The sequence below is a fragment of the Roseateles sp. So40a genome, from assembly GCF_048081605.1.
Lineage (GTDB): Bacteria > Pseudomonadota > Gammaproteobacteria > Burkholderiales > Burkholderiaceae_C > Roseateles.
The window spans coordinates 3,962,773-3,988,239 of record NZ_CP182288.1 but is presented as its reverse complement, the minus strand read 5'-3'; the positions used below and the strand labels follow the sequence as shown (position 1 = coordinate 3,988,239).

The window sequence follows — 25,467 nt, the reverse complement described above, 5'->3', positions numbered from 1 at the left end:
CTATGAATGCTCCAACGCCGGAATTCCTTCCAGGCAGCCTGGTTGCCGCGCGCGGCCGTGAATGGATAGTCCTCCCGGAATCCGACAAGCAAACCCTTCGCCTGCGCCCGTTGGGTGGGGGCGAGCGCGACGAGACGCTCATCTATCTGCCGTTGGAGCGTCAGCCTGTCCAGCCTGCCACCTTCCCCTGGCCCAGCCTGGCACAGGCGCGCAACCACTCGGCCAGCCAGCTGCTGCTGGACGCGCTGCAGCTCAGGCTGCGCAGCGGTGCCGGCCCCTTCCGCAGTTTTGGCAACATCGCCGTGGAGCCGCGCGCCTACCAGCTCGTGCCGCTGCTGATGGCATTGAAGCTGCCCACAGTACGCCTGCTGATTGCCGACGACGTCGGTATCGGCAAGACCATCGAAGGGGCACTCATCGCGCGTGAGTTGCTCGACCGCGGCGAAGTCCAGCGCCTGGCGGTTTTGTGTCCGCCGCATCTGTGCGAGCAGTGGCAGCGCGAGCTGGCCGAGCGCTTTCACATCCCCGCCGTCGTCGTGCGCTCCAACAGCGCCGACCGCCTGGAGCGCGACCTGCCGCCCGGTACGTCGGTCTTCCATGCTCACCCCTACACAGTCGTGAGCCTGGACTACATCAAGTCCGAGCGCCGGCGCGAGGCGTTCCAGCGCTTCTGCCCCGAATTCGTCATCGTCGACGAGGCTCACACCTGCACCCAGGCCGGCCAGGGGCGCCAGCAGCGCCACCAGTTGCTCAAAGGCTTGGCGGCCGACGCGACGCGCCATCTGGTTCTGCTGACCGCCACTCCGCACAGTGGCGATGAAGAGGCGTTTTTCAACTTGCTGGGCCTACTCGACCCTGACTTCACGCAGCTGAAGGACTTGCCTGCTGGTCAGCGCACCGACCTGCGCGAGGAACTCTCTCGCCACTTCGTCCAGCGCCGCCGTCCTGACATTGCGGAGTGGCAAGACACCTCAATGTTCCCGGACCGCAAGTCAGCCGAAATCACCTACAAGCTTACCGGCGCCTGGGGCCAGCTCTTCAACGACGTGCTGACATACGCCCGCGAGCTGGTCGAGCGCTCCGAAGGCCAGGGCCTGCGGGAGCAGCGCATGAACTGGTGGGCGGCCCTCGCGCTGCTGCGCTGCATCTCGTCTTCCCCGGCCGCAGCTGTCAACGCATTGCGCACCCGCCTGCAAGGTTCTCTTGGCGAAGCGGGTCAGTGCGAAGCCACCTCGCTCGAAGAGTTTGAAGCCCAGGCAACGGACCGAGTGCTCGACGGCACGGACGATGCCCTGTCGACCGACGACATCGAGCCCGGCGCCAGAACCGAAGACAGCCAGCGACTGGAGGCCCTGACGGTCAGTGCTGCGGCTCTGGCAGGACAGCAGAACGACCCCAAGCTTGCCAAGCTGCAGGAGCACGTCGCCCTGCTCTTGAAGGAAGGCTTTCAGCCCGTCGTCTTTTGCCGCTACATCGCTACAGCGCATTACCTGGCCGCGGCTCTGCAGGACAAGTTCAAGTCCGCAACCGTCAAGGCCGTGACCGGCGAACTCACTCCCGACGAGCGTGAAGCTGCTGTCGAGCAGTTGGGAGAGGGCGAGGTCCGCATCCTCGTCGCTACTGACTGCCTGTCTGAAGGTATCAACCTTCAAGGGCTCTTCACTGCGGTCGTCCACTATGACCTCAGCTGGAACCCGACGCGTCACGAGCAGCGCGAAGGACGCGTGGACCGCTTCGGGCAGAAGGCCCGGGAAGTGCGCAGCACCATGCTGTACGGCGAGGACAACCCCGTCGACGGCGCAGTCCTGCAGGTCATCTTGCGCAAAGCCGAAAGCATCCGCAAAGAGCTGGGCGTGCTGGTGCCCATGCCCGACAACGAGGGCAAGCTCACGCAGGCGCTGATGAACGCCGTGCTGTTACGCAAGGGCCACCTCAATGCCCAATCGCAGCTGGACCTGTTCGGCGAGCCGGCCAAGGAAATCGACCTGGCCTGGCAGAGCGCCAAGGAGAAGGCCAAGCAGAACCGAAGCATCTTCGCCCAGCGCCGCTTGAAACCAGAGGACGTGCTGCCCGAGTGGCGCAAGTCTGCCGCCGTGTTGGGTGGCGAGGCCGAAGTCGAGCGCTTCGTCAGCCGCGCTGCGGCCCAGCTCGGTGCGCCGCTGCAACCAGTGAAGCAGCACTTCAAGCTTCTGACCGAACACCTACCGGCCACAGTACGTGAGCGCCTGGCTGCCGAAGGCCTGGCGAATACCTTGCGCATCGACTTCCACCAACCTGCTGCTCAAGGCGCAACGTTCGTTCACCGTACTCACCCGCTGGTATCCGTCCTGGCCGACACGTTGCTCGAACAGGCCCTGGACGATGCCAGCACTGCCGTCGATGACGCCGCCGTTGCACGTGCTGGCGCCGCCTTCGTGCAGGGTGTATCGCTCAAGACCACGGTGCTGCTGCTGCGCATCCGACATCAGCTCACCGTTGCCCATGGCAGCCAGACCCGCCTGCTGATGTGCGAGGAAGCCGTCGCCGTGGCCGCCAGTGGGTCTGAGCCCTTTGCCGAACTTGACCTTGATATGACTCGCCAGCTGCTGGGCGCCGAAGCCACCCGCAACATGCCGCTACCGCTGCGCGACCGTCAACTGCAGACAGCCCTAGACGCCCTGCCCGGCTGGCAGCCCCAGCTGGAAGCCTTGGCTAAGGCCCGAGCTCAGGCGCTGCTGGCCGACCACCGCCGCGTGCGCGAAGCCGCGGAAGGTCGTGGCAGCTACCAGGTCACCGCCAGCCTGCCTGTCGATGTGATGGGCCTGTACGTGCTGCTGCCGGATTCCGGGGCTGCCAACAACGCCATGGGAGCCTGAGACCATGGCCAAGAAACCTCTCCACCAGCTCGCCTACCGAGCCATCCGCATCGAAGGCGGCCTCATCCCCGCCGAGGAGTTGACGCGTCTGACCCTGCTGGCCGACCCCAAGGCCAGCGAGCAGACCGAAGCTCAATACCGCATCGCCAAGGGTCTGAAGCTGCGCGATGAAATTGCTCGCGACTTCAAAATTGCGCTGAACCTCTGGCAGGACTTTCAGGCTCTGCGTCGGCGGCAGGATGTACAGACCCACGAGGTCACCGTACGCGAATGGCTGTTGCCGCTCCTGCATGACGTGCTGCACTTCCATGACGCAGCACGCTGCCCAGCAATCGAGCATGCTGGCCATCAGTACGCCATCGGGCATGCGGGCACTGGCGGACGCGTGCCGTTGGTCTTCGCCGGCTTCGACCAGCCGCTAGACAGCGCCGCCGAGCGCTTCGGCGAGACCAACCCCGACACCGGCAAAACCCGCCGCCGCAGCCCGTTCATGCTGGCGCAGGAAGCGCTGAATGCCAGTGATGCGTCGCTGTGGGCCATCGTCAGCAACGGCTTGACGCTGCGCATCCTGCGCGACAACGCCAGCCTTACGCGGCCGGCCTACATCGAGGTCGACCTTGAGGCGCTGTTCACCGAAGAGCTTCTTGCCGATTTCAGCGCCTTCTGGCTGCTGGCCCATGCCTCACGCTTCGGCGCCGCCGAGACGCCGCCCACCGACTGCCCCTGGGAGCGTTGGCGCGCCGCAGGTCAGCAAGCCGGCGTCACAGTGCGCGGCAAGCTACGCTACCAGGTGGCCGAGGCGCTACGGGCGCTGGGTACGGGCTTCCTCTCGCACCCGGCCAACGGCGCCCTGCGCGCGGCGCTGCAGAGCACGCAGGATGGCTACGACCGCCAGGCCTTCTTCGAAGAGCTGTTGCGCCTGGTCTACCGACTCATCTTCTTGGCCACGGTTGAAGACCGCCGAGACCGAGGCACGGGCGAACGCCTGGTCTTCGCCCCCGATGCCAGCGAAGAGGCCAAGGCCCGTTACCTGTCTGGCTACTCGCTCACCTGGCTGCGAGAGCGCGCCGTGCGCCGGAGCCAGCATGACCGCCATGCCGACCTCTGGCAGGCGCTGAGCATCACCTTCGGCGCCTTGGGCACCGGCGAGTCTGCTCTTGGCCTGCCCGCGCTGGGCGGCCTATTCGATGCCGAGCAGTGCCCGCGCCTTGACGCAGCCCAGCTCGACAACCGCAACCTGCTGGCCGCCGTGTTCCAGCTCGGCTGGTTCCGCGCCGAAGGGGGCTTGTCCCGGGTCAACTACCGCGACATGGGCCCCGAGGAGCTGGGCAGCGTCTACGAAAGCCTGCTGGAGCTGGTGCCCGACCTGCAAGGCCTGGCATCGCCCGCCACGGCGCGGCTGGCCTTCGTCGGTGACGACGAATCCGATGCCAGCACCAAGGGCAACACCCGCAAGCTCACGGGCAGCTACTACACGCCCGACAGCCTGGTTCAGGAGCTCATCAAGAGCGCACTGGAGCCCGTCATTTCGCAGACGGTGAAGGCCAACCCCGAGCGCCCGGTGGAGGCCCTGCTCGCGCTCACCGTGTGCGACCCCGCCTGCGGCAGCGGTCACTTCCTACTGTCGGCCGCGCGACGCCTGGCCGACGAGGTGGCGCTGCACCGCGCCGCTGCAGAGCGAGAGGGCGGTGCCCCGACGCCATCGGACTACCGCCACGCGCTGCGCGACGTGGTGGGACGCTGCATCTTCGGCGTTGACAAGAACCCCATGGCCATCCAGCTCGCCAAGACGGCACTGTGGCTGGAAGCCTACTCGCCCGACCGGCCGCTGAGCTTCGTGGACCACCACCTGCGCGTCGGCGACGCGCTGCTTGGCTTGCTGGACCCCAAGGTGCTGGAAGACGGCATCCCCGATGAGGCCTATACCGGGCTGTCTGGGGACGACAAGGAAGTCGCCAAGGACCTAAAGAAGCGAAACAAGGCTGACCTGAAGAGCTGGCGCGACATCGCGAGTGGCGACCTGTTCACCCAGGCCGGCCTGGCATCTCAAGCCGTAGGCGTGGAAACGCTGGACGACAACACACCTGAACATCTAGCCGTCAAACGCCAAGCCTGGGCCGACGCACAAGCCCAGGCCGAACACAGCACCTTCGCTCGCCTGGCAGACATTTACGTGGCCGCCTTTCTGACGCCCAAGCTGGAAAGTTCCAAGGACGCGGTGCCGCTGTCTGGTCACCTGTGGGATGTGCTGAGCGGCCAGGCACCCAAAGCTGAGTTTGAAGCAGCTGCCCAGGCCATGTGCCGTCAGCATGGCGTGTTTCACTGGTGGTTGGCATTCCCGCAGGTAGCGGCAAAGGGGGGCTTTAGCGTGATGCTGGGCAATCCACCGTGGGAGAGATTCACGCTGAAGGAAGAGGAGTTTTTCGCAAGCCGAAGCCCACTAGTCGCTCAGGCAAAGCACAAGGCCGAACGCGCGAAGCGAATAGCATTACTTGCTAACGGACTGCTCATGCACACGGTCGCGCCTGATATGGAAGCTGCGGAAGGGTTGAGCCCGCCGAACGTTGCTGAGCAGTCCCTCTATCGAGAGTTCGCCAATGCGCATCGGCAGGCAGATGTCGCGAAACATTTTTCGCGCGAAAGCCGTCGATTCACACTGACCGGCACCGGTGACGTCAATACATACGCGCTGTTTGCCGAGTCATTCCTGCAAGCAACCGCTCCAAATGGACGGGCTGGCTTCATCGTGCCTACCGGCATTGCCACCGACGATTCAACTAAGGCCTACTTCGGCCACGTCGCCAGCGGGGGGCGCCTAGTCAGCCTGTACGACTTTGAGAACAGCGACGCCGTGTTCCCGGCCGTGCATCGAAGCTACAAATTTTCGCTGGTGACGCTGGGCGTTGCACCGAAAGCAGAGTTTGTGTGTTTCGCCACCCAGGTCGAGCACCTGAGCGATGCTCGCCGTCGATTCACTGTGTCACCAGATGAGTTCGTTCTCATCAACCCCAACAGTCTGACCTGCCCCATTTTTCGCAGTCAGCAAGACGCCGAGCTCGTCAAGCGCTTGTACAGGACTCTGCCTGTGCTCATCCGCGACGACGTGAGCTCGGGCAATCCCTGGAACGTTGAACTTCGCCGCATGCTTCACATGTCGGACGACAGTGGCTCGTTCATACAGATGCCTGAGCCGGACCACTTGCCAGTGTACGAAGCAAAGATGATTCACCAGTTCGACCATCGGTGGGCGAACTATGTGGGCGTAGCTGCAGGGGTGTCCGACGATGTCGAACCTGAGAAGTTTGGCGATGTGCAAAAGCTCGACGCCACCTGCAGCGCTCGCCCGCGATACTGGGTACACCAGCGCGATGTGCTTGTCCGCATTGCACGAGTGCCCGCACGCGTGTCTCGGGCTTGGCTTGCACTTAATACGGCGGATGCAGAGGCGAACGCATCGGCGACGGATACCGCGCTGAGCGGCGTGTTGTTTGCACTTGCGCAGTGGGTGGCTGGCGAACTGTTTCACCGTGAGGTGGCTACCGCCCCGGCAACGGACGGCTGGACACCGACGCAAGCGCATCCCCACATCGCACCCACTGAGGCGCAGCTCCAAACTCGCTTCCCGCGTTTGAACGACGTGCTGCGCGGCGAAGGCCTGACTACAAGAAAAGCTCTAGCGGACTTCCCCAAGTGGGCTATACAGAACCAGAGCGCGCGCCTGAGTGACGATGAGCTGGCGACCCTGGCAGAGACGCTGCGTGACAGTTCGTTGGCGGAGCCGCTTCGCACGTTACTCGACCTCTGGATGGACACCCGCAGTCCGCGTTGGCTGATGGGCTGGCGGGACATCTGTCGGAGCACAGACGAGCGCACTGTGATTGCATCGGTGGTGCCTCGGGTCGGCGTTGGACACACCATGCCCTTGTTCTTCACCGAGCAGTCGCCGGCCCTGTGTGCCGCGCTGCTGGGGAACTGGGGTTCTCTGGTCTTCGACTATGTGGCGCGAACCAAGGTCGGAGGCACGCACCTAACTTACGGCTACTTGAAGCAGTTCCCGGTGCTCCCCCCGGACCGATATACCTCCGCCGACCTCGCGTTCATCGTCCCCCGCGTCCTCGAACTGACCTACACAGCGGACGACCTGCAGGCCTGGGGTCAGGCCCTCGCCGCCTACGACCCGCGCCCCACCGCCGAGCAGGGAAGGTCCTTTGCATGGAACGCGGAGCGCCGCGCTCAACTGCGCGCGGAGCTGGACGTCTACTACTCCGTCCTCTACGGACTCACGCACGACGAACTGCGCTACATCCTCGACCCCAGAGACGTCATGGGAGCCGACTACCCGAGCGAGACCTTCCGGGTGCTAAAGGAGAGCGAGATTCGGGCCTACCGGGAGTACCGGACTCGGAGGTTGGTGCTGGAGGCTTGGGACCGGCAGGCCACCATTTCGCCTGCGACTCAGCCGACGCCCGTTTCGTACTCCGAGCAAGGGATGATTCGCAGTGCAGAAGAAGGCCGCTTGGCGGGCCTGGTGACTGCACTTGTCGCTGAGCGAACGGAAGGAAGTTCGCTGATGGACATTCAGTCAGCGGTGGCTACGTTGACAGCTGCTGGGCGCTACCTGACCCCTGTCGACGGCGCACGTTTCGAGGCCCTTCGAGGTTCGCTCGGAATTGCAGATGTAGCACCGCTCCTGAGCCGCATCCTGCCCATCGTGCAGCGCCTGACTGGCGTTGATGTGCTCGCGCGTTCAACCCGCGGTGGCGAGGTCTTCTACGTGCGCGGCATTGGCGCGCCACCTAGCGATGTCGTCCAGCTTCCAGAGCATCCCGAAGCTGCTCATCTTCTGTGGCTGGCCGAGAGTCGCCGCGTGGCGTCGGAGGCCGAGAAGCGCGGGGCAACGAACGCAAGCCCAAAGGCCACCGGAAAACAGTAAGAGGGCGTCATGTCAATCTGGCTCAAGGCAAGCAAACCGGTCCGCTCGCAGCCCAGGCTTTGGGTTGAAACGATGTGGTTGGTCGAATCCCGTGAGCCGTTGGTGCTGACGCGCACCATCAACTTTCACACCGGGCTGAACATCGTCTGGGCCAAGGAGTCCGCCTCGAACGACACCTCGGGGTTGGCGAGCGCAGGCCACGGCGTGGGCAAAACTTCGCTGTGCCTGTTGCTGAGGTACGTGCTGGGTGACGATGCGCCGGCCATCGCCACGCTGCGGGGCAAGGCGGCGGGCAGTTTTCCCAAGGGCGGAGTGGCGGCGAAGGTCCATGTGGATGGCACCGTCTGGCTGGTCTTCCGACCGTACGGCTTGTACAGCCACTCCCTGGCCGCCCAAAGCGACGCGCTGGACCAGTTGCTCGATGGCACGGCACCGAATGACTTCGATGGTTACGGACGCGTGCTAGAGCAGTTCTCGATAGGCCGGCTGGCGGCCCGCTCCTTACCAGGGACGAATCAACCGCTCGAGTGGCGCCATCTGCTCGCCTGGTGCATCCGGGAGCAGAGAACTCGCTTCGACGGTTTCTACCACTGGCGCGAAGGCGAAGGTTTGGGCTTCAAGCGCTCACGGCGCGACCCACCGCTGCTGGTCGGCTCGGTGCTCGGTCTCGTGGACCAACAGTTGGACCAGCTGCTGCGTGAAATCGAGGCCAAGCAGAAGCAGGTCGAACAGGCCAAGGAGCGCATCCCAGAGCTCGAACGAGCGCCGGCGTTCGCATTGGCCCACGCAGACCGCCAGCTGCGTCTGCGAGTACGGGCAGAAGAAGACGAACCCGTCTTCGCGACCACGGTCGGGGAATCAGTGGAATCTCGTGTTCAAGCAGCCCTGCAGGCCGCCGAGCAAGACGAGAAGCGATGGGAGCGCGAGGTGGCTCAGGCGGAGGATGCGCAGGCGGAAGAACAGGTGCGTCTGCACGAGCTGACCAAAGCCCGCGACCTGGCAAAGCTTGACACGGAAATCGCCAAGGCCCTTGTCGACGCCAAGCGCGACGACTTCGAGCGGCTGAGCAAGGTCCGAGACCGGCTAGCTGGCCTGGAGGGGCGATGCGACCCCGGGAATGTCGAGTTCAGTGCGTGCGAGTACGTCCAGAAGAACAAGAGCGCCGTCAATATGACCTGGTTCCAAGATGGCAGGCAGGCCCAGGCCGACGCCTCCTTGTTTGCCGCACGCCATCGAGCCAGCTTGGATGTATTCGACAGGGCCGAGAAGGCGGTCGCAGACCAACAGCAGCTCATCTCCAAGAAGAAGACCGAACTTCACAGGCTGCGGGTTCGCATCGCCACCAGCGAGAGCGCGCGGACGTTCTTGAAGCAATCCTGGGAAGAGCTTCAGCTGAAGCACACCCAAAGGACCCAGGGCGGCGACACGACCGAGCTCGTTGAAGCGCGGAAGCAACTTCAGGGGTTCGAATTAGCGCTGGACTCCCTTCGAGCGGCCGAGGTCAGCCGACGGTCTCAGCAGTCGTCGAGAGTGGACGCACTCAAGGCCCTGACAGCCACCGTGTCGACCAGGCTCCTCGGTGCCGCGGGATATGCGCGATTCGTCCCAGGGCATGAGGTCCGCCCCTTCGAAGTGGCACGTGGAGGTGAGGCTTACCAGGTGCTGGAGGTGCTACTCGGCGACATCGTGTGCTTGCTCGATTCAGCCACGTCCGGCGCCAGCCAGCACCCAGGCTTCCTGGTTCACGACTGCCCGAGAGAGGCCGACATGAGCGAACTCTTGTACCGGGAGTTCTTCCTCGCCGCGGCCGAGGCTGCCGAGCAACTTGGCAAGGATGGCGCGGCGCCTTTCCAGTTCGTTGTCACGACGACCTCGGCGCCGCCGGCAGAACTTGGCGGGGCGCCGCACGTCGTCTTGGAGCTGGCGCCGGGTGCGGACGAGGCGCTGCTGTTCAAGCGTCAGCTCGCGCCTGAGCTGACGGGGTTTGATTTGGGTTGACGACGATTCTGCGGCCGGTCTATCGGCTGCAGAGCATCTTGCATAGGTAGGGAGAACTGCTGAATGGGAGAAGACAAGAAGTTGACGATGCAAAGCATCGCGGAGCGCAAGGAAGCGAAGCGCCTCACGTTCGCCGACTCTAGGTACATCACACGTGGCAATCCTCGCAGCGGCGGATTGGCATCGGTCTACCGAGCCATCGACATGGAAAGCGAACAGCCCGTGGCGCTGAAGGTTTTTCGCACGGGAGACGGAACGGACGAGGTCATTGAAGAATCCTTCCGACGGGAGGTGCTGGCCCTGTCGGAATTGAGGCACCCCAACATCGTGCGAATCCTCGCCTCCGGCAGGGACGAGGAGAATGCGGCGCACTACATCGTGATGGAGTGGGTTGAGAACGACCTCCGGGCGTTCGCTGAGAAGCGCCGCTTCGAAGGTTGGGCGGACTACTACGCCACGGTCGGCAAGGGTGTGCTGGATGCTCTGGTTTTTGCCCACTCGCGTTCGACGGTGCACCGCGACATCAAGCCTACCAACGTGCTGGTCACCGAGGAAGGGCAGGTCAAGCTGTGTGACTTCGGCACCTCGAAGATTCGCAACTTCCTGACCCCAGGGGTCACCCTAGCGCAGTTCGCCTCGGCGCCCTACGCGCCTCCGGAGCCAGACGATGGCAGCTACAGCTACAGCCGCGACGTGTTTGCCTACGCGGCACTGTCTACGGTGCTGCTGTCTGGTGAGCAGCTCAACAGCCACGCCGACCTGCTCAACGGCCTCGAGCGGCTCGTCATCGACGAAGGCATTCGTAAGGTCCTGCGACGGTGCCTGAGTCTTGACGTGCCGGCGGCTCGGCCGACTAACGCCATCGTTCTGATGGCTGAGCTGGAGCGCGCGGCTCCCGCCGCTGCCGCCGAGGCCAAGCCAGTCGTCCTTCTGGCGGTAACCCAGCGAGTCAAGGGCATTGTTGAGCACGACATGGCTTTGCGCGGCCCTCAGGCCGAGAAGTTCGTCGAGCGCGACCTTGAGGAGGTTCGATGTGAAGAGCTTCCTGCACAGCCAAACCGAGAGGGCAGAAGCTTTCGGCTGATTGGCAATAAGTACAGGTACACCGCTGTCCGCGACCAAAGCGGACAACGGCTGTCCGTCGTCGATGCTGTGGAGTTGCCCCCGTCGGAGATTGAGAAGCAGCGCCTTTTCTGCTGCGACCCCATGGTGCGATTCGGACTTTCGGGTGCCACAGGTAGCCAGTCCGCCGCCAACACCGATGCGTTCCTCGAGCACCTTGCGATGTTCGCAGGCGACCAGAAGCTCCGGAAGTTGGAGCTGCGAGAGCAGGCGCTCTACAAGACCTGGCTCGACCTGCTCAGCGCGAAGACTGAGCTCGAGAAAATGCGAAAGGTTCGGCTCGAGTACGAAGGGCTGGACGCAAAGGGTGAGTTTCTGCGGCTGAAGCTTCGCCAGGGCGCGCTTGGCGGACCGGCGCTGGCAGAGCAGGACATCTCGATTGACACGGGTGTTGCCGGGGAGTTCAAGGGAACCGTTGTGTCGTTTGACAGCGGCGTTCTGCTTGTTCGCCCGAGCGAGCGAAATCGGACCCACCCTGAACTGATTCCGACCCAAGGTTGGGTGGAGACCGACACGACCAAGAGCGACGTTGCGCTCGACAAGCAGAAGACGGCTGTGGAAGCCGTGCGATTTGGTCGCTCGGTCAACCCGGACCTGGGACGCTACATCGTCAACCCCGAGCAAGTGGAGGTGCCGCCTCTAGTTGAGGTCGAGTTCTTCCAAAAGGACATTGACGAGGATAAGAAGGATGCCGTTCTGGCTGCATTGGCAGGTCCTCCACTCATGCTGGTAGAGGGACCGCCAGGAACAGGCAAGACGACGTTCATCACAGAGCTCGTGCTTCAAACTCTTCGGGCTCAGCCAAGCGCGCGGGTGCTGCTGACGTCACAGACCCATGTGGCGCTGGACAACTCCCTTGAGCGCATCGTCAAACAGTCCAGTGGCACCGTGAGCGCCGTGCGAATCGGCCAGGAAGGGGATGACCGCATTGCGGACAGCACGCGCAAGCTTTTGCTCGACGCGAAGCTGCCTGAGCTTCGCAAAAAGGCACTGGCCTCCGGGCGGGCTTTCATCGAGCAGTGGGCGGTCGAGCGGGGGCTAAAACCCAGGGACATTCGACGAGCCATGGCGCTCGAAGGGCATGCAACGCTGAAGACTCGCCTGGAAGCAGTCGACATCGAACTGCGTCTACTTGAGCCGCAGATGAGTGACGAGCATCGAAGAAAGCTCGACACCGAAGCGCGCGCCGAGCTCGATGACAAATCCCAGGGCCTGGTGCGTGAGCGCGATGACCTTGAGAAGGCTCTCCGAGAGTCCCTCAAAGAGCTTTCCAACCATGTGGAGAGCAAGGATGAGCTCAAGGAGTTCGCCGAATGCTCGGCTGCTGACCTGCGAGGATGGGCCGAGGCCTACTCCGACAGCACGAGCTCAGGCGCCCAGTTGAAGGCCCTGATGGTGGCCCACGCTGACTGGGAGGCGCGTTTCGGGCGCAGCCGCGAGTTCCAGGCGGCCGTCATCGCCTCCTCACAGGTGGTGGCTGGGACATGCTTGGGCGTGATGAGCGTTCCGGGCAGGAACGAAATCGTCTACGACTTGTGCATCGTGGACGAGGCCTCGATTGCGACGCCAACCGAGGCTCTAGTACCGATGTCCCGTTCCCGGAGGACGGTGCTTGTCGGTGACAGCCGTCAGCTGTCGCCTTTCCAGGACCCGGAGCTCAGGGAGAGAGGGCTTCTGGAACGCTTCGGGCTTCGCCCTGAAGACCAGAAGGCCACCTTGTTCAATCATCTGAGGGAGACGCTGCCGCCCGAGCTGCACAAGACACTGACAACCCAGCACCGCATGCTGCCGGCAATTGGCGACCTCGTCTCGGAGTGCTTCTACGGCTCCGCCTTGAAGAGCGTCGAAAGGAAGGTGGACGCACAGCTCATTGGTGCTCTCCCGAAACCGGTGACGTGGTATTCGACGAGTAAGCGCGCTAACAAGGCATCCCGGAAGATTGGCACGTCCTACGTGAACGACCTTGAAGTCGAGTTCATCGTGACCTTGCTCGGGCGAGTGGACTTCACCCTCCAGAAAGGCAAGGCCAAGGGGCGCCAAATCAGTGTCGCTCTGCTCACAGGCTACGGCGAACAACGGGCAAAGCTCCAGATGGCCATCCAGACCAAACGGCACGCCTGGACCAGCTACTCGGACATCTACGTGAACGTCGTCGATGCGTTCCAAGGCAGAGAGGCCGACATGGTGCTGTTCTCCGTCACTCGGTCCGAGGTCCAAGGGCTGGGTTTCCTGCGCGAGTTGGAGCGCATCAACGTGGCCCTTTCGCGTGGCAAGGAACTGTTGGCCATCGTGGGTGACCACTACTACTGCCAAACCGTCGCAGGAGCCGTCAACCCGCTGAAGGAGGTTATTGACTACATCAGACGGCATCCCGATACCTGTGCCCTTGAGGAGCTGGCGCAATGAGCCTCGAACAAATTCTCGAACAGGCGTCAACGGCACGGCCTGGGTACGAACTGGCCGCGTTCCGCGAGGCGGGCCTACCGGTGTATGTGCTGACACTCCGTGTTTTAACGCTTGAGCAGAAGCCCTTGGGTCCGATTGACGAAGGCGTTCTTCGTGCCGTACAGGCAGGCCTGTCGGCACCTGAACAGCTGGTGAGCTTCTTGGGCTTGTCTGCAAACGTTCTGAACCCGGTGCTTGCTGGGCTTACGACGACCGAGCAGGTGAACTATTCGCGTGCCGTCGGTGAGTCGGCGGCTAAGGTGACGCTGACGGCGAAGGGGAAGACTACCCTCATTGAGCTGTCCACCACACGGCCCCAGGAGCGTACGCTTCGAGTGTGTTTCGACGCTTTGACCAAGCAGCTCCTGTTCATATCACCGGAGCAACTCTTCAAGCCGCGGGAGCTGAAGGAGATGGGCTTCGTCGAGGTGCCCGTCGGCCAAGCAAAGCGGCCGGAGGTTGAGGACATCTCACTACAGGAATTCGACCGGTTTCTGCAGATTCAGCGGGCGGGCCTCGAAGAGAAGCGCGAACTCCTGGCCATTCGTCGGGTCGAGCGCCGTGAACTCCACTTCCTTGGCTGCGTGATGGCCTTCTATCGTAGCCAGGCGAATCGCAACGAAGTCGACGTCGCCTTCTGGCGAGAGGATGGTCCGGCGCTTGAGCACGAGAATCGCTTCCGCGCCCTTGGTGGGCCCGAGCTCGTAGGCGCCAACTTGCTGACAATGGAGGGAGCGCTGGCGGCTGGCACTGCGCAGCCTGAGCGGCCTGAGCGGCCTATCGAGAACCGCGCTCAAGCTCCTTTATCGTCTGCGCCCTCGGCTGAGGCGAACGCGCAGAAGCCCAGTTCTGCCGTCGAAGGCGATGACCCGCTGACGGTTCAGTCCGTGCTATGCCACGAGCATCCGGCCCTTTTGCGCCGCGCGCTTCTGAAGTCGCGTAAACGGCTGCTCATCATCTCCCCATGGATTCGACATCAGGTAGTGAACTGGGAGTTCATCGCGTCCCTTGAAGCACTGCTGCGCGCGAACGTCACCGTGCACATCGGGTACGGGCTGGATGAGGGAGAAGGCGCAGGGAAAGGTGTGCCCGGGCAGTCGAAGATTCCCATCACTGAGCGGGCTGAGAAGGACCTCCGCGGCCTCCAAAGCAAGTACAAGAACTTCCATCTCGTCTACGTTGGAAACACCCACCGCAAGCTCTTGGTCTCGGATGACGAGTTTGCAGTCACCACGAGCTTCAACTGGTTGTCGTTCCGCGGCGACCCGAAAGACAGGCCCCGTGACGAGTATGGTGAGGTGTTCCGCAAGGCATCCCAGGTCGAGAAGCGCTACCAAGCTGGGATGGTGCTCCTTGAGGAAGGGTATCGCGGCGCAACCGGAGGGGCGGGGGCGCGACAGGTTGGCGCAGGGAGGAGAGCAGAGTGAGTGAAACCCTATTCAAGGAAGTCCACTATCCCCTGGGCGCCCTCATCAACGACATCGGGCTCGGCCGTATCGGCCTACCAGACATCCAACGCCCCTTCGTCTGGGCCAATGCCAAGGTCCGTGACCTGTTCGACTCAATGTACCGCGGCTACCCTGTCGGCTACTTCCTGTTCTGGCAGACCGGCGCCGAGGGCGTGGAGACCAAGGTCATCGGCGATGCGAAAAAGCAGAAGGCGCCATCGCTGCTCATCGTGGACGGGCAACAGCGCCTGACCTCCCTTTACGCCGTCATCCGGCGCGAGGCCGTGCTGCGAGAGAACTTTGAGCGCGAGCACATCCGCATCGCCTTCCGACCGCAAAGTGGCACTTTCGCGGTGCCGGACGCGACGACCGAGCGTGACCCGGAGTACATCCTCGATATCTCTGAGGTGTTCAACCGGCCGACCCACAAGACCATCGGTGACTACCTGAAGCGCCTGACCGCATCGCGCGAAGTCTCTGACGCCGAGGAAGAAAAGGTGGCTGACGCCATCGGTCGGCTGGCGGGCCTGACGAACTTCCCGTTCATCGCACTGGAACTGTCCCAACAATGCACCGAGGAGCAGGTGGCCGATGTCTTCGTGCGCATCAACAGCGAGGGTAAAAAGCTTAACCAGTCGGACTTCATCCTGACGCTGATGTCGGTGTTCTGGGACGACGGGCGTACCGAGCTGGAGAACTTTTGCCGCGCTGCACGCCAGCCGGCGCCTGCTGGAAAGGCCAGTCCGTTCAACCAGATATTCCAGCCCGACCCCGACCATCTGCTGCGCGTCGACGTAGGTGTGGCCTTCCGCCGGGCGCGACTGGAACACGTCTACTCGCTGCTACGCGGCAAGGACCTGGCCAGCGGCCAGGTCAGCCTTGAGCAGCGCAACAGCCAGTTCGAAAAGCTGCGCGACGCCCAGGGGCGTGTGCTGAACCTGACCTATTGGGCCGACTTCCTGAACGTCGTGCGCACCGCCGGCTACCGCAGTGCCAAGACAATCAGCTCGGTCAACGCCTTGGTGTTTGCCTACCAGCTGTACCTGCTGGGCCGCACCGAGTACGACGTCGAAGGGTTCAAGCTGCGCAACGCCATCGCGCGCTGGCTCTTCATGTCCCTGCTGACCGGGCGGTTCACCTCGTCGCCTGAATCGCGCATGGAGCAAGACTTGGCCGAACTGCGGGAGCTGAAGTCCGCCGAGCAGTTCCTTGCGCGGCTTGCAACGGTGGAAGCCGCGACGCTGACTGACGACTACTGGACCAAAACTTTGCCCCTGGACTTGGCGACCTCGGCGGGCCGAAGCCCCGCGCTTTTTGGCTTCTATGCTGCACAGGCATTGCTCGGTGCCCGCGCCTTGTTCTCTCAGAGTCCCGTTGTCGACTTGTTGGACCCTCCTGCGCTCGGCCAGAAAAAGGCGCTAGAGCGGCACCATCTCTTTCCCAAGCAGCACTTGAAGGGGCTGGGCATTGATAGCGTGCGGGATATCAATCAAATCGCTAACTACGCGCTGGTGGAGTGGGATGACAACATCGCGATTTCATATGACCCGCCAAAGACCTACTGGCCGACGTATGCAAGTCGCTTCGGTGCCGCGGACCTAGCGCAGATGTGTGCCTGGCATGCGCTTCCTGACGCGTGGTGGGACATGTCTTATGCCGAGTTCATTGCGGCTCGGCGCCCGCTCATAGCTGGCGTCGTGCGCGCTGGCTATCAGAAGCTGCTTGGGAGCTCCGAGTGACGCCGCTAGTGCGCTTGCGGCTAGAGAAGGCGGCGTCGGACTGCGGCTTTGATTTGACTCCGCGCATGGTCGACGATGGCTCTCTTGAGTTGCGGTCTGCAGCATTTCCTGAAGCCCTTTGGATTCGGCAGCGAGCGGCGGAAGACGATGCCTTCCACCTTTCGGCGTCGAGTCGAATGATGTTGGATGCACTCGGCGCCGATAGCGCGCAGGAAGTTCTCGGCTTCGAGGAGCTCTACACGGCGCTGCAGCGCGCTTCCGCGGTCGCCAGGACCATGCCGAATCGTGTAGCTGAAGCGTTCCAGCAAGCCACCAAGATGCTGCCTCGTTCAACCGAGGTGGAGCGCATAGTCGTGCAGCGCGTGGGGCAAGACCTTTTTCGGGGGGCGCTTCTCGACTATTGGCAGGGAAGGTGTTGCGTGACTGGCCTGTCGATGCCCAGCCTCTTGCGAGCTTCTCATATCAAGCCTTGGAACTTATGCGGGACAGATGAAGAGCGGCTCGACGTTTTCAACGGATTGCTCTTGGCCCCGCATGTGGACGCGCTTTTTGATGGTGGGTGGATATCCTTCTCTGACTCGGGTGCTGTGCTCATTTCGAGCGCGCTGCCCGCACCGGCTCGGACCGTTTTGGGAGTTTCTGCGGATTGGAAAATCGGCTCGACCAAGCCCGCACATGCCCCCTACCTGGCATTCCATCGAGCGAACGAGTTTCGTGGCTCGTCGCCGACGTAGTGTGCTGGAGGACGCTCGCTAGCTGCGATGAGCGACGTTGACGATGCGAGGCATCCAGCAGGTAGTCTTGTGTCTTGTATGGAACGCGGATTATTCTTCGGGTCATGTCTGAGAAGAAGTTCGTCCCGTCGGTAGAGCAGTTGGCGCTCATCCGCCGCGCCAAAGAACTCGCCGAGCAGTCGAACGCTGCGGGCCACCATGCGCCCCCTGAGCTTGTGCGAAGGATGACGGACGAGGGGTGTTCAGTCGTGAACGACGATGAAGGTCCTGGCGCGCCGAGCGGCAAAGCTACTTAGCGCGGCTTGGGAAGCCGAACTGCGCCAGAGGTCCGTGTCTTGCGTGCCGGCACCTGATGGGTCGCTGGCCTTGACCCCGCGGCGACGGAAGGGCGGGACAGTAGCCTCTTGCCAGAGCTTCCGGTGGCAGCTTCCTAGACAGAACACCAGGTGCTGTTTGATGGCCCTATCGTCGCAGGGCCGCGCTGGACGAGCGTTTGGCCGAAGGCCATGGCAGGTGTTGCCTTCGGGAGAGCTTCGTCCTCCGAAGGAGGACCTTGGCTAACGTCCTTCCTAGGATGAACTCTTAGAAGTTTTTCCATGGAGGAGTTTTTTCTAAACGTCCTTCCTATGAGGAACGTTTTGTCTTCTGGGCAATACCACCCCTTAGCCAGACGGCTAAGGGACTGGTGCCGATGAAATCTGGGCCCGCCGATATCGTGGTCTGATTCGACGATTGCAGGCTTCGACGCAGTTCCACGCGTCCTCGTGCACCCCTGCATACCACGGTGCTGTGCGCCATACGTCCCGCCTGCGCTTTGCTGCGTATCGTGCGCGGTGTGTCCAGCCCCCTCCTCGATACACAGGGTCTAGTGGCGCGTTTTATACGCTGTTCAGCACGGCGCGGCCTGCTGAGAGTTCGTGGAAGAGGCGCATCCGAAAGGCTTGGTGAGAGGCGGCTAAAACGAGGGAATAGACCCAGGAGTGAGCGCCGGGCGGACGTGACAGCCACAGGATGCGTCTAGCGCTGCCCCAGGAGAGGCGAGCGGCCAATCTTCTCGACCTTCGCGGGCTTGATGGGCTCTGGGTCAGAGAACTTGGCCGCGGCGATGGGCTCATCCAGCGACGGCAAGCTCCAGGTCTTCTGAAGACGCAGGCTGTTCATCCCGTCGTTCCAGGCATGCAGCATGCGCTTGCCTGTCTCATAGAACGCCGGGTACTGCTCTGTGGCCGCGACCACTTGAGGGGTGACCTTCACGATGGCCTCGCAGATGCGTTCGACTCGCTCGAGCGTTTGCGCTGGCATCACATTGCACCTAGCCTGCAGAAACCGCTCCAGGGCCTTGCCCGGCATCCATGTGCTGCGCCCGTCGACGGGCATGCCCGGTGGATTCTTCGCGTAGTCGTCGTAGACCGTGATGGTAAGCATGTCATAGATGGGAGCCAGCTCGATGTGCTCACGGGAGCTGTAGAGCAGGGCGATGTTCTTCGTGTGGCAATCGGCGTTGCGGAGCGCATAGGTCAATAGCAGCAGGTCCGCGAGGTGCGAGAGCGCTGCGTTCTGCTGCTCGGCCTGAGGCGTGACGTCCTTGATGCGGCCGACAACGCGCTCCCAGGTTGATTCGTATTTCTGCTCCGGCCGCAGCGTGAGCAGGCTGCACAGGTCTTCCATGCCCTTGCGTGTCGTACCGTCGGCTTCAAAGTCGAAGCGGTGCACCACGAGCGCTTGTCCGTCGTCGGAGACCTCGGTCGTCGCCGTCGGGAAGCCCGCCTGGCGCGACACCTCCATGCACAGATGCTCGTTGAGGGCGACGCCGGGCAGCCGCGCTGTTGTGCCTTTGATGATGTAGCGCTCGGTGGCGAGGGTGCCCTTGGTGTGCTCGCCAAATGTGTTTGGCGAGAGGAACTTCGGAACGACGCCGGACACACCAGACGCTGCGTGCCGGCGCACCAGGTCAACAAAGGCCTCTTCCGAGTTGTCTCCCCTCAGGATGCCGTTCAGGTCGAAGGGCACTGGCGGCTGCGTGGGGTCTGCGCCCGGTGTGGCCACCTTGACCCGCCCGATGGCGTTGCGCCCGACGACGGAGAGTAGGCTCAGGGGCGATGCGCCGACATGCGGGCCAAGCTGCTCTTGGAGGATGGAGAGCAGGAAGCCCTCGGGTAGGTTCATCCGGAACAGCGGATGCAGCTCCGGGTAGGCATAGGACTCCGTGCGCACGGGCATGAGCAGCGAGACGAACTGCTCGGGCGGGACGTCAGGGTGGTACGTCATCACATGCCTAAAGCCATCCGTCGACTCCAGCGTGGCGACAGCTTGGTTGTGGACGTAGACGTTGAGCTTCATCGGCTCGTGCTCCACCGCGGAGTGCCGGCCTCACTCGATTCCTGGGCCTGACGCTGCCGTTCCGCCAGGGCATCGTCCAGCGTGAAGCTGCTGCTCTTGGGGGTTACCGACAGCTCGTAACCCAGGACTTCCAGCAGGCGGAGCAGCTTGCGCGAGCCGAACTCTGCGACGCCGCCTGTCTCAAAGCGCGCGAGGGTCGACTGGCCCAGGCCGCTGAGGGCAGCGAGCTGCTTCTGCGTCATGCCGCGCTCTTGCCTGAGCTGCGCTACCGCTCGGCCGAGGGAATAAAGGCTGTCCATATGCTGTATGTGCTATCGCCGCGGTTGGCGCGAAGCCCTCTCCAATGGGGTTGGATAGGCCTCTCGCGTCCCAGACTATAGCAAATAAGGCATCTTCTGCTGATGTCGCTGGAGCTGTTTCTTGCTGTATTTGCTATGTGACACCAATGCCGACTCAGTAATTACAACCTGTAAATACGTTCTTTCCCAATCTGATTGATAGCAAATACAGCATTTTCTGTGGCCGCTAGGGGCTCAGCGCGCCGAAGTGGTACGCGTTGCTGCCGTCACATGCGTGGCGAGTCTTGCGGGCGACGAGCCAGCTCAAGAGAATGAGCCATGGTTCCAGCTGACTTCCCCCGCGGCACTCAAGCCGCCACGTTGCCCGGCGCGGCCCCCAAGTTCCTCGCGCGCTTCATCGATGGCCGCTACATCGTGGGTCCCACGCCAGAAGAGCTGGCAGTGCGCCATAGGGGCTGTGTCGACTTGGTGGAGCAGTTGCAGAAGACTGTGCTCCAGTTCGCCGCGCAGAACCCCACGTGGACGAAAGTGCAGCTGTGTGAGCGGCTGCGTAGAGGCATCACGCATGAGCAGCATCGCTGGGAACTGAGCTCGGACGAGGCTGGATGGGTCTTGGCGGAGCTGGCTCGTCGCGAGGGCTGGGACCTGAGCGGGTCACGGCCGAAAACTTCCTAGTCGGACCTCCGCTCGCCGGGGCGGGATGTGGCTCCGGAACGCCCGCAAACTTCTATAAAAAATTATAATGAGGCTCCATAATTTGCACCGTCACGGTGCATTTCTGGGCCCTGCGCGTTAAAGGTCCGTTTTCTTGGTGAGACGTGTTTGACCGGTCGCGGATGACGTCCGCCTGGTAATGGCGTGAGCCATCAACCCCCCGCGAACGCTGGCCCCGGCTCCTATGTCTGGCTTACTCAGAACCTAGACGCGTTACCATGCAGGCGCTGGCAGTGGCTGGGACAATTTTGGGACAGCTGAGCTGCTAGCGGGTGCAAGTGCTTGCCAGCGACTGCTCGTAAGTGCTTGATTTTGCTAGCTACGGCGAGGCAGAAGTCACCGTCGAGACCTAGGACTCGCACTCATAATCCTTTGGTCGCTGGTTCAAGTCCAGCACGGCCTACCAACATTTCTCCTCTCGCATCAACCGCTTGCATCGTTGGTGTCGCGCATGGTCTCGCTCCAGTCGCCTGGACTCAGCCGAGACTCGAGGATTGGTGAGTGCTGCCCCGCATGACCGACATGCGCTCGTAATTGGCGTAGCATCACTGCCGGCTGATCAATGGGTCGCGATCCTGTTTCGTGACTCACCGCCACGCCCCCGACTGTCATGGGTCAGGGCCTTCCCCTCACGAAAGCGCCGATGTGACCCAGCAGGTCTTCCCCATCGTGGGCATCGGCGCGTCGGCTGGCGGCCTGGATGCTCTGAGCGAATTGCTCGCCCATTTGCCCCAGGACGCGGGGATGGCGGTGCTCGTGGTGCAGCACCTCGACCGCGCTCATCCCAGCCTGCTGGCGGACATTCTTGCCAATCGCACGCCACTCTCCGTGTCCGAGGCGAGGGACGGGCAACTGATCGAAGAGAACCATGTCTACGTCATCCCGCCTGACACCACCATGTCGGTGGCGGGGTGTCGCCTCGTGCTCCAGCCGCGTGGCAAGGGCCTTGGCCCGCCCATGCCGATCGATGACATGCTCGAATCCTTGGCCAAGGACCAGGGCTGCAAAGCCATTGGCGTCATCCTGTCGGGCAGCGGCACCGATGGCGCAATCGGCATGCAGAAGATCAAAGCTTGCGGTGGCATCGGCTTTGCGCAGGATGACGACTCAGCTCGGTTCACGAGCATGCCCCGCGCTGCGGTGGAATTGGGCGGCGTCGACCTCACACTGCCTCCCGCGCAGATTGCCACTGCACTGGCGCGCTTGGCGCGCAATCCGTTCCTCGATGCCCAGGCGCTCATCACGGACGAAACCGCGGGCTCGCGCGACGGCGCTCACATGGACCGGGTCATACGCCGACTGAGCACCGTATGCCATATCGATTTCACCCATTACAAGCGAGGGACGGTTGAGCGGCGTCTGGCGCGACGCTTGGCCCTGCACGGACTGAGCGACTTGAAGACCTACCTGCCGCTGCTGGAGTCCGACCCGGGTGAGGCGCATGCGTTATGCCGTGATCTGCTGATCCGCTACACGGAGTTCTTCCGCGACCCCGATGCCTTCTCGGCGCTGGCAGACACCGCATTGCCACGGTTGTTGCAGCACGTGGAACCCGCACGCCCGCTGCGCATCTGGGTTCCCGGCTGCGCCACCGGCGAAGAGGTCTACACGATCGCGATCTGCGTGCTGGAGTACCTGGCCGAACACTCGCCGGGTCGAGAGGTCCAGATCTTTGGCACCGATATCAGCGAAGAGGCGCTGGCGGTGGCACGTAGCGGCCGCTACATCGAGAACATCGCCCGCAACGTGAGCCCTGAGCGATTGGCTCGTTTCTTCATTCAGGATGGCGATCACTATCGGGTCTCGAACAGGCTGCGCGACTGTTGCACCTTCGCGCGGCAGAACGTCGCGTACGACCCTCCGTTCTCGCGTATCGACCTGATCAGCTGTCGCAATCTGCTGATCTATCTCGATCCCATACTCCAGAAGCGCGTCATGCCGGCCTTCCACTTCGCGCTTCAGAGCGACGGCCTGTTGATGCTCGGCCTCTCGGAGAGCGTGGGTGTCTATTCCGAGCTCTTCATCGCGCTGGACGGAAAGCGTTCCAAGTTGTTCCTGAAGCGTTCGGTGCCGCATCGCATCCTCGCTGCGATCACCAGGCCCGTGCAGACGTCGACCAAGGCGCCGCCCAGCCCGCGCCTGGCAGAAAGTTCTTCCACCCCGGATCGCGATGGACTTCGGCGCGAGATCGACCGCGTCTCGATCGCACGGTTCACGCCGCCGTGCGTGCTGTGTGACGACGACCTCAACGTGCTCGAGTTCCGCGGCGACACCAGCGCGTTCCTGACACTCCCCCCCGGCGTTCCCACGCTGCAGCTCCGGCGTCTGGCGCGTCCCGGCGTCTTTGGCGCGGTCAACGAAGCCTTGCGTACTGCCCGCGCCGAATCCGTTCCGGTGCGACGGACCGGACTGCGGGTGGAAACGGGGCCTGGCCAACTGCGTGACGTTGACGTCGAGGTCGTTCCGCTCTATCCCAGCGGGCAGGAGCCGCGCTGGTTCCTGATCTTCTTTCTTCTCTCCGCGGAAGCCGCGCCGGAGCTCGGCGCTGTCCTTCAGCGGGGAATCGCTCAAACAGTCAGAGCCGCAGTGATTGCGCGCCTGGGGAGCGGGTCCGCTCGACGCAACGACGCGGATCGCAGTGAGATTCGGCGCCTGACCGACGAGTTGCGCGCGACGCGCGAGCAGACTCGCATGATGCTCGAGGAACATGATCGCGCCATGGAAGACCTCAGGGCGCTGGAGGAGGAGACACAGTCGAGCAACATGGAGCTGCAGGGCACCAACGAGGAACTGGAGACTGCCAAGGAAGAGCTTCAGTCGCTGAACGAGGAGCTCGCCACGACCAACGACGAGTTGCGTGTCCGAAACCGGGAGCTCAAGGTCCTGCACGACGAGGTATCGCAAAGCCGCGACTTTGCCAACGCGATCATCGAGACCATGCCCCAGCCGCTGCTGGTGCTGACGCCCGATCTGCGCGTCACGCGGGCCAACCAGGCCTTCTACGCGTGCTATGAGACCAATCCGCGAGAGACGATTGACGGAAAGCTGTACGAGCTGGGCAACGGGCAATGGGACATCCCCGCCCTGAGAGAGTTGCTGGAGACCTTGGTTCCTCGACACACGAAGGTGCGCGACTACGAGGTCAGCGCGGTGTTCCCCCACATCGGGCCGCGCACGGTCAAGGTCAACGCGGCCCGCGTCGCCTGGCCAGACCGCACACTCATCCTCATGTCAATCGACGACGTCACGACCAAGCATCGTTGACGCCAAACCGCCGCCGCCTGGAGTCATCCCTGGGCTGGAATCAGGTCTGTGTCTCGCAGCATGACGGGCTCACGTGAGCCGCCTGCAATCCTGCTGCGCACCGCCTGTGCAAGCTCTTCCGCATGCGTCTGATAGGTGTCGAGCGGATCGTCCGTGGTGCTGTGCGGGCTGTAGCGGTAATGCAGGGTCTCCCTTCGCACTGAGGCACCCACGAATTGCTCACCGATGTTCACCCAGAAGCGAACGGTGCCGGAAGAAAGGTCGAAGAACGCGGCTGGCTTCATGATGGCCTCGGGTTCGGATCGAGCGATACCTCGTCCGCCTCGCGCGAAGGTGGGGTCAGGGCCGCGCTCGCGACGGCTTCCGGTCGGACATCGCGGAGCGCGTCGGAGGCGCCAGTCCTGCCGCCCATGAGCAGCTCGATGCGGAGCTCCCACAGGCGTGCAGCGCCGGCGCACAGTCGCTCGTTCGCGCGCAACCATTTCCTCCAGTTCGGCGCGAAGGCCTGATCGTCTTCACGAATCCAGACGAACGCCAGCCAGGCGCGACGTTCCTCCTGCGAAAGGCGAGCATGTTCCTTGGTCGCGGACTCAAGTGCCAGCGGCATCCGGGACAAGGGTGCTGTCTCGAGATCAAGCATGGGCGTCTCTCATCGGGCGCGACGACGATCCGTGCAGCTGAGGCGCGGCATCCAGGGAACGCTTTGCGCGGACAAACAGCACGGGAACTGCGCTGTCTCGCAGCACCAGCTCGGCATCTCGCCCGAGCAGCAGCTTGCTGAGCTGGCGACGGCCATGGGTCCCGAGAACGATCAGGCAGCAACCGCGGCTGATCGCCTCCGCCACGATGATCGAAGCAGCGTTCGACTCAACGGTCTCGTGCAGGGCATACGACACCGCGAGCCCACGATCCTGCGCGGCCACGGCGGCTTTCGCGAGCAGCTCGTTGCCATACTCGCGAAGACTGTCGCGATGTTCCTTGAAGTCGCCCGCGGACTGCAGGAAAAGCGGCTCCACATCCACCACGTGCAGGAGAACCAGGCGAGATTTCAACGCCGTGGCCAGGTCCATCGCGAACGCGAGCCCCGCGTCAGCCGCCTGGCTTCCGTCGATGGGGACGAGGATAGATTCATGCATGTCGAATTCCTTCATGTTCAGCGCGAGCGCCGAGTCATCGGTCACGGCGAGCCTTCCCGGTCGATCCGCTTCATTGGCGTGGGAGCGCGGTCGCCCGCCCTCGCTCGTGAACGTGTCTTCCGCTCGCTCGCCGAAGGTGATCTGGGAGGCGAAGCCTGGGTCCTGATGCACGTGGGTCATGGCGGTCCCCGGTCACGCGCTTCGCCGCAGGCAGGTGACGAGCGCGGCATAGAGGGACACGTCGTTCGGGCCTTGCTGCCGGTACTCTGCCCAGACATCGGCCACGAATGACACTTGACTCAATACCATCGCGAGTACCCAGAACGCGACTCCCCAGCCGAACCAGCCTGTGGCCACGAGTACCGCGCCCAGCACTGCCAAAGGCGCCGCTGAGAAAACCAGGTAGGGGTTCATGTTCTGCTCCTCATGCGAAGACTGCC

The 25,467-nt window shown here is 63.0% G+C and carries 15 protein-coding genes; 9 read left to right on the top strand and 6 right to left on the bottom strand.

Going from position 1 to position 25,467, the window contains the following annotated elements:
• Positions 1 to 2: 2 nt before the first annotated feature.
• From ACNI65_RS18115 to ACNI65_RS18085, 7 genes are all read left to right on the top strand, one after another.
• Positions 3 to 2,855, top strand: coding sequence for a helicase-related protein (locus ACNI65_RS18115; RefSeq protein ID WP_416758441.1), 2,853 nt, complete (start codon positions 3 to 5; stop codon positions 2,853 to 2,855).
• 4 nt (positions 2,856 to 2,859) lie between these two features.
• Positions 2,860 to 7,788 (top strand): Eco57I restriction-modification methylase domain-containing protein, encoded by a 4,929-nt coding sequence (locus ACNI65_RS18110; protein ID WP_416758440.1) that lies wholly within the window; start codon positions 2,860 to 2,862, stop codon positions 7,786 to 7,788.
• A 9-nt stretch (positions 7,789 to 7,797) separates the two neighbouring features.
• Complete coding sequence (locus tag ACNI65_RS18105) at positions 7,798 to 9,786, top strand: hypothetical protein (protein WP_416758439.1); 1,989 nt, start codon at positions 7,798 to 7,800, stop codon at positions 9,784 to 9,786.
• Between the two features lie 63 nt (positions 9,787 to 9,849).
• A complete protein-coding gene (locus tag ACNI65_RS18100) occupies positions 9,850 to 13,314 on the top strand; it encodes an AAA domain-containing protein (RefSeq protein ID WP_416758438.1) in 3,465 nt (1,154 codons plus the stop codon).
• Entirely contained in the window at positions 13,311 to 14,780 is a 1,470-nt protein-coding gene (locus ACNI65_RS18095; RefSeq protein ID WP_416758436.1) for a hypothetical protein, read from the top strand. The genes ACNI65_RS18100 and ACNI65_RS18095 overlap by 4 nt, the downstream gene beginning before the upstream one ends.
• Positions 14,777 to 16,540: a GmrSD restriction endonuclease domain-containing protein gene (locus ACNI65_RS18090; protein ID WP_416758434.1), complete on the top strand. Its 1,764-nt coding sequence runs from the start codon at positions 14,777 to 14,779 to the stop codon at positions 16,538 to 16,540. Before ACNI65_RS18095 ends, ACNI65_RS18090 begins: the two co-directional genes overlap by 4 nt.
• Complete coding sequence (locus ACNI65_RS18085; protein WP_416758433.1) at positions 16,537 to 17,274, top strand: HNH endonuclease; 738 nt, start codon at positions 16,537 to 16,539, stop codon at positions 17,272 to 17,274. Before ACNI65_RS18090 ends, ACNI65_RS18085 begins: the two co-directional genes overlap by 4 nt.
• Before the next feature lie 1,017 nt (positions 17,275 to 18,291).
• Here the strand turns inward: ACNI65_RS18085 and ACNI65_RS18080 are convergent.
• Positions 18,292 to 19,614, bottom strand: coding sequence for a type II toxin-antitoxin system HipA family toxin (locus tag ACNI65_RS18080; protein ID WP_416758432.1), 1,323 nt, complete (start codon positions 19,612 to 19,614; stop codon positions 18,292 to 18,294).
• Complete coding sequence (locus tag ACNI65_RS18075) at positions 19,611 to 19,913, bottom strand: helix-turn-helix domain-containing protein (protein ID WP_416758431.1); 303 nt, start codon at positions 19,911 to 19,913, stop codon at positions 19,611 to 19,613. Before ACNI65_RS18075 ends, ACNI65_RS18080 begins: the two co-directional genes overlap by 4 nt.
• A 318-nt stretch (positions 19,914 to 20,231) precedes the next feature.
• On the opposite strand from ACNI65_RS18075, the gene ACNI65_RS18070 reads away from it, so the two are divergent.
• Together ACNI65_RS18070 and ACNI65_RS18065 are read left to right on the top strand one after the other, a co-directional pair.
• Entirely contained in the window at positions 20,232 to 20,588 is a 357-nt protein-coding gene (locus tag ACNI65_RS18070) for a hypothetical protein (RefSeq protein ID WP_416758430.1), read from the top strand.
• Between the two features lie 684 nt (positions 20,589 to 21,272).
• Positions 21,273 to 23,891: a chemotaxis protein CheB gene (locus tag ACNI65_RS18065; RefSeq protein ID WP_416758429.1), complete on the top strand. Its 2,619-nt coding sequence runs from the start codon at positions 21,273 to 21,275 to the stop codon at positions 23,889 to 23,891.
• Positions 23,892 to 23,914: 23 nt separating this feature from the next.
• Here ACNI65_RS18065 and ACNI65_RS18060 read toward each other — a convergent pair whose 3' ends face one another.
• The 4 genes from ACNI65_RS18060 to ACNI65_RS18045 are packed head-to-tail and all read right to left on the bottom strand — an operon-like array spanning position 23,915 to position 25,441.
• Complete coding sequence (locus ACNI65_RS18060; protein WP_416758428.1) at positions 23,915 to 24,175, bottom strand: hypothetical protein; 261 nt, start codon at positions 24,173 to 24,175, stop codon at positions 23,915 to 23,917.
• Positions 24,172 to 24,531, bottom strand: a complete 360-nt coding sequence (locus ACNI65_RS18055; RefSeq protein WP_416758427.1) for a hypothetical protein — start codon at positions 24,529 to 24,531, stop codon at positions 24,172 to 24,174. The genes ACNI65_RS18060 and ACNI65_RS18055 overlap by 4 nt, the downstream gene beginning before the upstream one ends.
• A complete protein-coding gene (locus tag ACNI65_RS18050) occupies positions 24,524 to 25,207 on the bottom strand; it encodes a universal stress protein (protein WP_416758426.1) in 684 nt (227 codons plus the stop codon). The genes ACNI65_RS18055 and ACNI65_RS18050 overlap by 8 nt, the downstream gene beginning before the upstream one ends.
• A gap of 12 nt (positions 25,208 to 25,219) precedes the next feature.
• Complete coding sequence (locus tag ACNI65_RS18045) at positions 25,220 to 25,441, bottom strand: hypothetical protein (RefSeq protein ID WP_416758424.1); 222 nt, start codon at positions 25,439 to 25,441, stop codon at positions 25,220 to 25,222.
• Between the last annotated feature and the right edge of the window lie 26 nt (positions 25,442 to 25,467).